Source organism: Novosphingobium profundi (assembly GCF_018491765.1).
GTDB lineage: Bacteria > Pseudomonadota > Alphaproteobacteria > Sphingomonadales > Sphingomonadaceae > Novosphingobium > Novosphingobium profundi.
In genome coordinates this window covers 292,828-305,299 of the sequence record NZ_JABWCU010000006.1, presented here as the reverse complement: position 1 = coordinate 305,299, position 12,472 = coordinate 292,828, and the positions used below count along the sequence as shown (strand labels likewise).

At 67.2% G+C, this 12,472-nt stretch carries 9 protein-coding genes; 2 read left to right on the top strand and 7 right to left on the bottom strand.

What is annotated here, in order from left to right; all coding sequences use genetic code 11:
- Window positions 1-23: 23 nt before the first annotated feature.
- From HT136_RS08115 to HT136_RS08090, 6 genes are all read right to left on the bottom strand, one after another.
- Entirely contained in the window at window positions 24-1,496 is a 1,473-nt protein-coding gene (locus HT136_RS08115) for a TRAFs-binding domain-containing protein (protein ID WP_214199109.1), read from the bottom strand.
- A gap of 29 nt (window positions 1,497-1,525) precedes the next feature.
- Complete coding sequence (locus HT136_RS08110) at window positions 1,526-2,002, bottom strand: nucleotide synthetase (protein WP_214199108.1); 477 nt, start codon at window positions 2,000-2,002, stop codon at window positions 1,526-1,528.
- A gap of 51 nt (window positions 2,003-2,053) precedes the next feature.
- The gene (locus HT136_RS08105) at window positions 2,054-3,628 is read right to left on the bottom strand and encodes a toll/interleukin-1 receptor domain-containing protein (RefSeq protein WP_343222137.1); all 1,575 of its coding nucleotides are present in this window, start codon (window positions 3,626-3,628) and stop codon (window positions 2,054-2,056) included.
- A 203-nt stretch (window positions 3,629-3,831) separates the two neighbouring features.
- Window positions 3,832-5,211, bottom strand: a complete 1,380-nt coding sequence (locus HT136_RS08100) for an efflux transporter outer membrane subunit (protein WP_214199104.1) — start codon at window positions 5,209-5,211, stop codon at window positions 3,832-3,834.
- A 13-nt stretch (window positions 5,212-5,224) separates the two neighbouring features.
- A complete protein-coding gene (locus HT136_RS08095) occupies window positions 5,225-7,225 on the bottom strand; it encodes a MacB family efflux pump subunit (protein WP_214199101.1) in 2,001 nt (666 codons plus the stop codon).
- A gap of 13 nt (window positions 7,226-7,238) precedes the next feature.
- Window positions 7,239-8,444: an efflux RND transporter periplasmic adaptor subunit gene (locus HT136_RS08090; protein ID WP_214199100.1), complete on the bottom strand. Its 1,206-nt coding sequence runs from the start codon at window positions 8,442-8,444 to the stop codon at window positions 7,239-7,241.
- Between the two features lie 106 nt (window positions 8,445-8,550).
- Here HT136_RS08090 and HT136_RS08085 point away from each other — a divergent pair, with 106 nt between their 5' ends.
- Both HT136_RS08085 and HT136_RS08080 read left to right on the top strand, forming a co-directional pair.
- Entirely contained in the window at window positions 8,551-9,285 is a 735-nt protein-coding gene (locus HT136_RS08085) for a response regulator transcription factor (protein ID WP_213503662.1), read from the top strand.
- On the top strand, window positions 9,282-10,592 hold the full coding sequence (locus HT136_RS08080; RefSeq protein WP_214199098.1) for a HAMP domain-containing sensor histidine kinase: 1,311 nt from the start codon (window positions 9,282-9,284) through the stop codon (window positions 10,590-10,592). The genes HT136_RS08085 and HT136_RS08080 overlap by 4 nt, the downstream gene beginning before the upstream one ends.
- On the opposite strand, the gene HT136_RS08075 is transcribed toward HT136_RS08080, so the two are convergent.
- A complete protein-coding gene (locus tag HT136_RS08075) occupies window positions 10,593-12,380 on the bottom strand; it encodes a sensor domain-containing diguanylate cyclase (RefSeq protein WP_214199096.1) in 1,788 nt (595 codons plus the stop codon).
- Window positions 12,381-12,472: the final 92 nt, after the last annotated feature.

Sequence of the window (12,472 nt, the reverse complement as noted above, 5' to 3'; positions counted from 1 at the left end):
AGAGTTCTCTCGCGGCCAGCGTGTCACCCCACGCCCATCGGCGTGAAACGGGCGATCGGGATGTCTCCCAGGGGCGTGACCATCTCACCCGCGACTTCGAAGCGTGTCCCGGGCTCGAGCAGGTCGAGGCCGGCCAGTTCAGGCCAAGGTGCGCATATCTCGCTCTCGTCCGCCGCCTGTGCCAGGCAGGCGGCAAGCTGGGCGGCTTGCGCGCTCGGCCCCGGCTGCGTCGCGGCCATCCAGACGAGGCCGAGCCGGCTCTTGGGCGCATGCGCCAGCGTACGCCGGGCGTGACCAAGGGCAGCCCGTACATCTTCGAAGACGGCGACGAACACCCCTTCGTCGAGTTCGCCGATTTCGCAGGGACAATCCGGTGCCAGCGCGAACTTCGACGGGCTCGCCAGGATCGCCTGCATCCGGCCCGACGCGAGGGCCCTGCCCTCGTCGCGACCGGGCCAATCACGGCGGATCTCGAAGACCGGCAACCCGCGCTCGCGCCATTTCTCATAGCCATGCGCGGCGCCGTCGCCTTCGCGCCCGACGTGGAGCGCAAGCGCTTCGCTGGCCAGTTGTTCGGCCCGGCGCAGTGCAAGCCCCATCGCGATCTCGCACGCCTGGCCAATACCGGCCTGGCTCAGCACGGCCTGGCCGGGCAGCTCGAAAACACTGTGCGCCTCGGCGATGAGCCGATCGAAACGCGCGCCCCAGTGCGAGCCGAAAGGTTCGACCGAAACCGCGCGGAACTGCTCGAGCGTGCCCGGCAGCACGACGTGCAACTGGGCCTCGTGCGCCAGGGCCATTTCTGCGACGAGAATGTCGGTGCCGGCCGCCAGGGCGCCAAATGCCGCGCCGGGCCGTTCCCGGATGAACAGATCCTCGACCTGGCGCAGAACGATCTCTTGCGCCTCGCCCAGATCCATGATGCCGCTGAAGTAGAGGCTGGGTGGAGGCGAAAGCCCCTCGAGCAGTTCCGGCCCCTCTCCCGTCGCCAGCAATATCTCGCGCAATTGCCGGATCGTCGCCGCCCGGTCCTCCCAGGCTTCGGGAGCGACCTCCAGCGCATCGAGCAGCGCGGCGCGACACCCTGCCTTGTCGCCCAGAAGGAGGCGCGCCTCGGCAAGTGTCGCATGAAGCCAGTACGAGGTTTCGGGTTCGTGATCCCCGCTTTCGAGAATGGCCAGAATGTGCCGGGCATCCGCCCGCGCCTGCGCGACGTCGCCACACAGATAAGCGATCGTGGCGGCGTTGATCAGCGGGTAGGTCGCACGTCGGGACCCCGCGCTGGCACGATATGCGGCCGAGGCCGCACGCGCCATCGCGATACGGGCCTCTCCCTCGAGTCGCAGGGCGCGATCCTTGAGCAGGCGCCCCTTGAGCGCAAGGGACTCGGGGCTGTCCTGGACCCCGAGTCCGGCGCTCTCGAACATCTGCCACGCCCGCACCGTGTCGCCCGCGCGGGCGATCTGTCGAATCCGGGCGAAGACGGAGATGTTCATGGTCAAGCTTCCATGTCCTGCGCTCAGACTTAGCGCGGCGGCGGGTTCTGGATGTCCGGGTCGATCGACAGGCCCGTCCAGCTCACCGTGCCATCGGCCGCCTTCTGCAGCAGATCGACGTTGATGTTGAAGGGGTGCACCGTGCCGTACTTGCCGCCCTCGTTGAACAGCGCCTGGAAACGCACGGTCTTGTAGCGGTCGAGTTTCTCGTTGTAGTCCTCGTAGACCAGCCCGCCGTAGTAGGAGGACAGCTCCTCCTTGGTGGTGATCGCGTCGTAGGCCTTGGACAAGTAGAGCTGGTCGCCCAGCAGCTTGACGGTGATGTAGCAGTTCTCGGTAACCGCAATGTAGTCCTGGCCGGTCTTGGCATCGACATGGGTCAGGACGATCTGGCCGTCCACCACGCTCAGCGACACTTCGTAGACGACCGAACAGGCGTTCACTTCATCGAGACCAAGGTCGAAACGGGGCGAAAGCCCAAACTGGGTGTAATTGATCGTAGACATTGGAAGGTTCTCTCTATCTCTCGTCCCCTCCTTCAGGGGACACTCTCCATTTTAGTGCACCATGTCCTTCGGCCACGGTTCCGCCAGACGTTTCTGCCAAAGTTTCCAATCGTTGTTTTCGGGGTCCGATGCCACGAGCCTTGCCAGTTCGGCGCGGGCCTCGGCCCGCATGCGCTGCGCCTCGCCCCTGTCCCCCAGCGCGTAGCGCAAGAGCGAGGTCGAATGCTGCGCAAGCAGCCAACTGACCCGGTAGGTCGCGTTCTTAGGGTCGAAGGCACGCAAGTCCTGCGCGATCGCAAGCTGCTTCTCGCGTTCGACGAGCGCCGCGCGGTCGTCACCCTGCTTGTGCAAGGCATCGCCGTACCAGGCATGGCGGTTGGCAAGGTCGGCCTCGATGGCGCGGTTGCCCGGCTCCATGCGGCTGACCTGGAGCATCGTCTCGAGCGCGGCCTTGCATTCGGGCAGCAAGGCCGGGTCGCCACGCTCGTCCAGTCCGACCGAGCATAGATTGCCCTGCGCATAACCCAGTTCGTGGCGGTAGTCGGGATTCTTCGGCGCGATCCGGACCAGCTTGCCGGCCAGCGCGCGATAGGCACGGAAATGCGGCAGGGCTTCGCGTGGATGGAAGCCCATGAAGACCACGTAGCCGAGCCAGAACTCGCTTTGCGCCTGCGCGTAGATCCGTTCGGGATCCTGGGGTGCGGCGGCAAGGAGCGCGGCGGTCACGCGCGAAGCTTCCTCGAACTTGGCCTGGGCACCCGCCACGTCGCCGCGCCGGTGATCGTCCTCGCCCATGGCGTGGAGGATGCGCGCGCGCCGCTCGAGCGAATCGGCGGGCAGGTTGGCAAGGTCGGATTGCTCCGCGTAATAGCCCAGTGCCCGCTCGTTGACCGTCTGCAGAACGTCGAGGCGGCCAACCCCCTTCAACTTGTCCCGCAGATCCGTCAGCATGAATTCGATCAGTCCCTCGGCCTGCCGGCGTTGCTCGTCCGCTTCGCGTTGTGCGCGGATCGCGAACACCAGCATCAACGCCATTGCTAAAGCAAGACAGATGGCCAAAGCCGTGATCCCGATCACGCGTCGCATCTGACGCTGCGCGTCGCGCTGGATAATGTGATCGAGCCCGAGGCCGGTGAGGCCTGCCACGATCTTGAGGCGCGCAAGGTGCCGCCCGTCCTTGTCGCGCCGGAAATCGGCCGCGATCGGCTCGCGCGGGGTGCCGTCGGGCCCCGGCATGACCAGCGCGGGGGGAAAACTCTCGGCCGGCTCGCCGCGCAGCAAGGCCGCAATCAGCGGGCGGTCGGGATGGAGCCGACGAAACAGCGCGATCTCGGCGTTGACCCAGCGCGAGCTGGCAGCCTCGGGCGAGCACAGCACGAGCAGTGCCCCGGAGTGCGCGAGCGCACGCTCGACCTCGGAATCAAGGCAGCTCGCCGCAGGCAGTTCGGCCCGGTCGCGAAAGATCGGGGAAATGCGCGAGCCGACCGTCCCGCGCTCGGTGCGGGTACCCACCAGACGCGCGGGGATACGATAGCCTTCCAGCCAACGGTGCAGGTTGCCCGCGGCCACTTCGTCGGCATGGCTGTAGCTGATAAAGGCGTGGTAGTGCCGGCCGGACGCCTCCACGCCCCCCTCCTGCGCGTTACCAGCCTCTGGTGCATTCATCGCAAGCGACCCTCAACCACCGCCGACCCGCTCCCGGCCTACCGCCAGTCGCCGGAATTTCACGCGGTTACCCCCGGGAGGCTTCGTAAACGCTTGTTTTACCAGAGGCCCCCGACGCCGATTCAAATACCACACCCCCGCCGCGACGCAACAGGACGCAAGGCTCAGGAGGTGGGATCACCGCCAAGCGCCTGATAGACGGCAATTTGCGCGGAAAGCTTGTCGTAGCGGTTCTGGATCAGGCTGCTGCGCGCGGTGCGCAGGCGCTCCTGCGCGTCGAGCAAATCGCGCAGCGGAATGTAGCCGACCCGGTATTGCCGCTCGTAGAGTTCCTCGGCGTCCATCGCGGCGAGGTAGTTGGCATCGAGCGCGGTCCCTTGCGCAATGTATTGGTTGCGCGCCGAGAGCGCGATTTCGGTGTCGCGCAAGGCGTCGTAGAAGGTCTGGCGAAAGTCCTCGCGCGCCGCGTCGTACTCGGCGCGCGCCACCGCAGTGCCAAGGCGGATCTTCTCGGGGTTGAGTTCGGCTGCTGAAAGCGCCGCGCCCAGGCTGGCTGCGGGGTTCGCGACGAAGCCGAGCAGCGCCGAACTGGCCGTTCCGAGCGCGCCGGTCAGGCTGAAGCTGGGCAGGTAGCTGGCGACCGTCGCATCGCTCGTCGCCAGCGTTTCGCGCAGGCGCAGTTCGGCCGCCGCGAGGTCGGGACGGCGCGCGAGCAGGGTCGAGGGCACGCCCGGCGCGATCGCAGGCAAGTCGCGTTCGGGCAGGCGGGTCAGTTCGGGGCCGATGTAGTCCTGCTGGCCAAGCAGCGCGGCAATCGCCTTGAGCACTTCCACCCGGGTCTGGCGCAGCTGCGTGAGCGAGGCTTCCTGCGCGGCCACGCTCTGCTGCGCGTCACGCAGTTCGAGCCGCGAGACGGCGCCCGCATCGTACTGGCGCTGGACAAGCTGGAGCAGCTTCTGGAGGTAGGCGAGGCTCTGCTCGCCGATAGTCACCTGCTCGTTGGCAAGCCCCAGTTGCCACCACGCGCTGGCGGTCGTGCCGATCAGCGCGAGGCGGGTTGCGGCCAGATCCTGCTGCGTCGCGTCGGCTTCCCAGCGCGCCGCGTCGGCCTGGGCATCGAGCTTGCCGAACAGGTCGACTTCCCAGGACGCGCCGAGCGAGAGGCCACTGCTCTTGTCCCAGGCCGAATTGCCCGAAAGCGCCTTGGACGCGCTCGAGCTGGCACTCGCATCGAGTGTCGGGGCCTGGTTCCACCGCGTCAGCGCAGCGTTCTCGCGCGCCTGGCGCAAGCGGATGCCCGCCGCGGCAAGATCGGCATTGGCGGCAAGCACCTGGTCCACGAGCGCGGTCAGCTGCGGATCGGCGAACTCGTTCCACCACGGCGCATCGGCGCTGCGCGCGGAACCGGGCTGATCGAAGGAGAAGGCCTCCTGCGTTGGCAGGACAGGCGCCTCGTAAGGCTTGCGCGTCACCGCGCAGCCCGAGGTGAGGAGGAGCGCGGCGAGCGTCGAAAGCGTGGGAAGCGCGGAGCGAAGCGAGGTCATGGAAGCTGCATCCTTAATCGCGCGAGAGGGCATCGACGGGGTCGAGCTGCGCGGCCCGGCGTGCGGGCAGGAAACCGAAGGCGACGCCGATGAGCGTGGAGCACGCGAAGGCTGCGCCAATCGAGAACGGGGAATAGACCATCTCGAAGCCGAGATTGGCCATCGAGAACAGCACCCCGATGCCGAGCGAAATGAGCACGCCGATCACGCCGCCGACCAGACACACCAGCACCGCCTCGATCAGGAACTGCTGGAGAATGTCGGACTGGCGCGCGCCCACCGCCATGCGCACGCCGATCTCGCTGGTGCGCTCGGTAACCGAGACGAGCATGATGTTCATCACGCCGATGCCGCCCACGATCAGCGAGATCACCGCAATCGCGGCGATGAGATAGGTCATCGTCTGGGTCGTCGCGGTGATCGTCTCGCGGATGTCGTCCGAGTTGGAGATGAAGAAGTCCTTGGTCCCGTGCCGCGTCTCAAGCAGCTTGGTGACCCCGCTCTCGGCGGCGTCGGTCGAGACCTCGTCGCTCACGCGCACGGTGATGCTCGAGAGAAACGACTGGCCGAGCATGCGGCTCATGACCGTTGTGTAGGGCACATAGACGGTCAGCGAATCCGAGCCACCGAAACCCTGCTGCTGCGTGCCGACGATGCCGATGATGCGCATCGGCACCTTGCCGAAGACCACCACCTTGCCGAGCGCCTCCTCGCCATCGGGAAAGAGGGTGTCGCGGGTGTTCTCGTCGATCACCGCGTTCTGTTCGAGGCGGGTGACCGCGTCGGCGTCGAACAGGCTGCCCGATTCCAGTTCGAGCCCGCGCACGCGGAAGTACTCCGCGCCCACGCCGTTGACGTTGGCGGTGGCCGAGACGTTGCGGTAGCGCGCGGTGACGCTGGTCGAGACGCTCGGCGTCACGCTGTCGACGTAAGGCAGGCTCGAGAGCGCGTCGGCGTCGGTGTCCATCAGCGTCTCGATCTTGCCCGAACGCATGTCGCCGAAGCTCTTGCCCGGATAGACGGTCAGCGTACTGGTGCCCAGGCTCGAGATGTTGGAGAGGATCTTTTCCTGCGAGCCCTTGCCCAGCGCCACCACCGAGACCACCGCGGCGATGCCGATGATGATACCCAGCATCGTGAGGAACGTGCGCAGCTTGTGCGCCGACATCGCCAGCACCGCCATGCGGAAGGCTTCGCGGAAGCGGTCGACGACCTGCTCGACCCCGCTTCCGGCCGCAGCGGGGCGCGAGAGGGGCTCGGTGTGCGTGCGCGCGCGGTTGCGGCGATCGTCGATGATGTCGCCGTCGCGGATCTCGATGATGCGCTCGGCGTGCTCGGCCACCTCCATGTCGTGGGTGACGATGATGACGGTGTGGCCCTCGGCGTGGAGTTCGCCCAGGATGTTCATCACTTCGACGCCGCTCGCCGAATCGAGCGCGCCGGTCGGTTCGTCGGCGAAGATCACCTCGCCCCCGTTCATCAACGCGCGCGCGATCGAGACGCGCTGCTGCTGGCCGCCCGAGAGCATGCCCGGCCGGTGCCCGGTGCGCTCGCCAAGGCCAAGGCGGGTGAGGATCTGCTGCGCCCGCTCGGCGCGCTCGCGCCGGGGCCTGCCGGAGTAGACCGCCGGAACCTCGACGTTGCCGGTCGCGGTGAGGTCGGTCAGCAGGTGGTAGCGCTGGAAAATGAAGCCGAAATGCTCGCGGCGCAGCGCGGCCAGCTCGTCGGGCTCGAACTGGCTGACGTCGCGTCCGTTGACCTTGTAGCTGCCCGAAGTCGGCCTATCGAGGCAGCCCAGGATGTTCATCAGGGTCGACTTGCCCGAGCCCGACTGGCCGACGATGGCGACCATCTCGCCCGCGTGGACTTCGAGGTTGATGTCCTTCAGCGCGGCGAAGACGGTGTCGCCCGAAGGGTACTCGCGCCGCACGTGGGCAAGCGAGAGGAGCGGCGCCCGCGCGCCCGCCCCGGGGGTCTGGTCGGTGGCAGCCTGCACGTCGGTTTCCTGGTTCATCGCCTCAGCCCGATCAGAACGGCGGCGGACCGCCCATGCGGCGTCCGGAAGAACTGCTGTCCGCGCTCGCCTCGCTTACCACGATCGCGTCGCCTTCCTTCAACCCCGAGAGCACTTCGGCCGAGACGTTGTTGTTGAGGCCGATCTTGACGTTGCGCTTGGCGACCTGCTTGTCCTCGCCGAGCACCTGCACGACATAAGTGCCGTCCTTGTTGCGCGCGCCGAGCGCCGAGGAAGGGATCGTCAGCACGTTCTTGCGGCTGTCGAGCAGGATCGTCACCTTGGCGGTCATCATCGCGCGCAGCCGGTTTTCGGGATTGGCGACGTCGAACAGCGCGTTGTAGTAGATCGCCGAGTCCGAGCTGCTCGACGAGCTCGAGGAGCTCGACGAACTCGTGCTGACCTCGTCGACGATCGATTCGGGCGCCGGCTCGATCAGGCGCAGCTTGCCGTTGTAGCGCGTGTCCGGGTCGCCCAGGATCGTGAAGTAGGCCGAGAGCCCGGGGGTCACGTTGATCACGTCGGCCTCGGAGACTTCGGTTTCCACGGTCATGACGTCGAGCTTGGCGAGCACGACGATGGTCGGCGTCGTCTGGTTGGCGTTGACCGTGGTGCCCTGCTTGTTGACGATGGCGACGATCACCCCGTCCATCGGCGCGGTGACCTTGGTGTAGCCCAGCGTGACTTGCGCGTTGTCGACCGAAACGCGCGCGGATTCGATCTGGGCGTTCAGCGAAGCGACGCTCGCCTGCGCCGCCTCGTACTCCGCCTGGGCGGCCTGGAAATCGGCCTGCGAGGTCGCCTCTCCCACGCCCAGCGCCTTCTGCCGCGCGAAAGCGGCGCGCGTCTGCGCCAGTGTCGCCTTCGCGCTGGCGAGCTGGGCCTGCATGTTGGCGACGTCGGCCTGCGCGGTCTTGAGTGTGTTTTCCTGCGTGCGCGAATCGATCTGCGCGATCAGCTGGCCTTTCTTGACCGTGTCGCCCACTTCGACCGCGAGCGTCTCGATCCGCCCCGAAGCCTGCGCACCGACGCTGACCAGCTCCTTGGGCATCAGCGTGCCGGTTGCCTCGACCGTCTTCTCGATGTCGCCGCGCGCGACCTTGGCGGTCGCAACGTCGGGCCCCGCCGGTTCGGTCAGGAAGACCTTCCAGACGACCAGAGCCAGAACCAGGGCACCGAGGACGGCGCCGACAATCAGGGTGCGACGGGATTTCAACATGCTGCCAGCCATGGAACGGATGAATGTCCTTGTGGGTAAAAAGTTCGCAAGTCTCGCGTAAAGTTTCTGTAAAGATGCCCTTTCCGGCGCTGACAAGGAAAAGCCGATGCGGCATCTGCGGGCGGTGAACGAAGCAAGCGACGAGGGCGCCAAGCGCATCCTGCTGATCGACGACGACGTCGAGCTGGCCGCGCTCCTGGGCGAATACCTGGAGAGCGAAGGCTTCGTCGTGGATGCCGTCGCGAATGGCGTACAGGGCATCGCGCGCGCGCTCGAAGGCGGGCACGACGTGGTCGTGCTCGACATCATGATGCCGGGCCTCAGCGGCATCGACGTGCTGCGGCGCCTTCGCGAGACGAGCGAGGTACCCGTGCTCATGTTGACCGCGCGCGGCGACGAGATCGACCGTGTGATCGGTCTCGAACTGGGCGCCGACGACTATGTCGCCAAGCCCTGCTTCCCGCGCGAACTGGTCGCCCGGCTGCGCGCCATCCTGCGCCGCCAGCGACCGCTCCCGGGCCAGACCTTCGCGGCCACGCCCACCCTGCGCGCCGGCGCGCTCGAGATTCAGGTCCCCGAGCGGCGCGCGCTGTGGCAAGGGCGCGCGCTCGAGCTCACCCCCACCGAGTTCAACATCCTTGTCCTGCTCGTGCGTGGCGGCGAGGCCGTGGCGACCAAGGACGAACTTTCGCTGAGAGGCCTTGGCCGTGCCCGCCAATCCTACGACCGTTCGATCGACGTCCACGTCAGCAACCTGCGCCTCAAGCTCGAGGCGGGGAGCGGGGGCGCGGCGGGGATCGAGACGGTGCGCGGCGTGGGCTACCGGCTGAACCTGTCATGATCCGCCAGCGCCTGTTCTGGAAGATCCTGGTCGCCTTCCTGTTCACCTACTTCGCGGTGTCGCAAGGCATCTGGCTGCTCGTCACGCTGACCCTCGACAAGGGCGAGCCCCCTGCGATCGTGCTGAGGAACGACGTCGCGCCCGGCGTGGTCATGGCCGCGCGCAACGCGCTCCACCACGGCGGCCTTGCCGAATACCGCGCGCTCGAACGCGCCCTGCCCGCCGTCACGCGCAAACACCTCTCGCTCCACCCCGCGCAGGCGGCCGCCAACGGCCAATGGAAGCGGCCCCCGGTCCCGCCCCAGACCGGCGTGCACGATGCCGCCACCACCGCGCCCGACGGGCAGGCCTATATCGTGCGCTTCAGCTTTCCCGACGCGCGCCCGGTTCGGATTCTCAATCTGCCCCCCGTCGTCCTTCTGCCGGGGATCGCGGCGGGACTGGTCTTCGCCAGCCTGCTCGCCTGGTATCTCGCCTCTCCGATCAACCATCTGCGGCGCGGTTTCGAACAGCTCGCGCGGGGTGACCTGTCGGTCCGGCTCCTGCCGCGCATGGGCTCGCGACGCGACGAGATCGCCGATCTCTCGCGCGACTTCGACCGCATGGCCCGCCAACTCGAGGAGCTCGTCGAAGGGCGCGACCGGCTGCTCCACGACGTCAGCCACGAATTGCGTTCGCCGCTCGCGCGCATCCAGCTCGCGCTCGCGCTCGCCGAGCGCTCGCCGCAACGCTCGGGACAGGCGCTCGAACGGGTCGGCCACGAAGTCGCCCGCCTCGACGCGCTCGTCGGCGAACTGCTCACGCTAGCTCGTGCCGAAAACGACGGCTCGGCTGGTGACGATTACTTCGACATCGCCGGGGTCACCGAAAGCGTGGTCGAGGACGTGCGCTACGAGGCCGAGCCCGAAGACATCACCATCGCCCTCACCACGGATTTGCGCAACGACGTCCCGCTCGTGCGCGGCAATTCCGAACTCATGCGCCGCGCGATCGAGAACGTGCTGCGCAATGCCTTGCGTTTCTCGCCGTTGCGCGGGCGGATCTGGGTGCGCGTCGCCGAGCCCGAACGCGACCGCGAAGTCCTCATCACGATCGCGGACGAGGGGCCCGGCATCCCCGCAGACAAGGTCGATGCCATGTTCCAGCCCTTCGTCCGCGGGTCCGGACACACGAGCAGCTTCGGCCTCGGTCTGGCGATCGCCTCGCGCGCGGTGCGACTCCATCGCGGCACGATCGCCGCGCGCAACCGTACCGACGGCGGGTTCTGCGTGGAAATGCGGCTTCCGACCGAGCCGCTCACGACCTGATCAGGCCGCGACACGCACCCCGTTGCGGCCGGCCTGCTTCATTTCCTGAAGCACGTCGTGCGCCGCCGCGAGGGCGTCCTCGCCTCGCTGTCCGGGGCGCAGGCGCACGATGCCGCAACTGAGCGAGGAGAGCACCGAAACCGTGTTCGAACGGTAGACCGGGCTGTGGCGCACCGCCTCGACGATCCGCTCGCAGATGCCGCGGGCGGTGATGAGGTCGCAGTGCAGCAGCAACGCGAACTCGTCGCTGCCCATGCGCGCCAGCACGTCGCTGTCGCGCGCGGCGCGGCGGATCCGCCGTGCCACTTCGACCAGCACCGCATCGCCGATGGCGTAGCCGTGGGCCTCGTTGATCGTGTAGAAGCTGTCGAGGTCGATGAGCGCCAGCGAGACCGGGCCGCTGGGAAGCCGCACGGCTTCGGAGAGCTGTTCGCGAAAGGCCGAGCCGTTGAAAAGGCCGGTCAGTTCGTCCGATTGCTCCGGCGAGGCCTGCGACGTTTCAGCCACGCGCCGCTCGGTCACGTCGCGCAAGGTGATCACCGCACCGCCGTGGCCGCCGCCATCCGACGCCAGCAGGCCGACGATGCCTTGCAGGCGCAGCTGTGGGCGGCGGATCGGCGAAAATTCGATCGTGCGCGTGGAACGTTCCTGGTCCGCGACCGGCGCCTTCGAAAGCTCCTGCACCACGCCGTCGATCTCGAGGCACAGCGATTCCCAGGAACGCCCGATAATCTCCTGCGCGGTATAGCCCAGCAAGCTGCGGACTGGCCCCTGGACCCATTTGCACGCGCCCGTCCGATCGAAGCCGAGACAGGCCATCGGCGCGTCCTGGAGCGTCTGGAGCAGCGCTTCCTCGCGCTCCGCGAGCCGGATCACCGCCTGCTTGCGCGACGCCACGAGGGCCGCGATCGGGAGGCAGGTCAGGAGGATCGCGCCCAGGTAGAACTGGAGGAACAACGATTGAACCTCGCTCGGCTCGGGCATCACCGCGACCGGCCCACGACCCGAGAGCGTGGTGGCCAAGGCCACGAGCGAGACGATGATCACCCCCAGCATCGTCGCCAGCCGGCCGAACCGGAAGGTCATCCAGGTGACCCCGCAAATGGGAACGAACAGCAAGGGCACGTGGGGTTGCGCGAAAACCAGCACGCTCGCGGCCATGAGACCGCCACAGGCGAGCGCGGCGTGGAGCCGTTCGCGCAGCCCCGCGAGGCGCAGCCATTTCAGATAGCTGCCATCCAGCACCGCGGCCAGGAACGGCGTCAGGATCAGCAGCCCCAGCGCGTTGCTGCAATACCAGCGCAGCAGCGATGCCACGAACGGCTCGCCGAAAGCCAGCGAAGTCACCAGTGAGCCGAGCAACGCCCCCACCGCCACCGCCACCGCGATGGCCCGCAAGGCGAACGGCTTGATCGACAGATCGTGGTCGAGTGTCGGCCCGGGGATGTAATGGCGCAGCATGAGCCAGGCGGCGAGCGCGGTCTGCCCCATGTTGATGGCGCCATAGGCGATCAGGATCGGCGACCAGTCACGGGCCAGCACGTTGGCCGCGAGGTTGGCGACCCAGCCCGCACCCAGCACCCAGGCCCAAGCCCCGGCCGAACGCGATTCGCGCAGCAAAAGCACGAGGATGAGCGCATCGGCAGGCCAGATCGCGGCATGCGCATGGCCCGGTCCGGTCAGGGCGATGGCGAGAGTGGACAGCAGAAAATAGCCGATGGCCGCGACAACTGCCGCATCGGCGCGCCGCTCGAGTGCGGCACGTAGATCAAGCCCATCTTCCACCATTACGACACAGTCATAGCGGCAGATGGTTAATCAGGCATGTAGGATGACATTTTTGTAAGACCTGGGTCATTACCGCTAATTCGCGGGCGAAT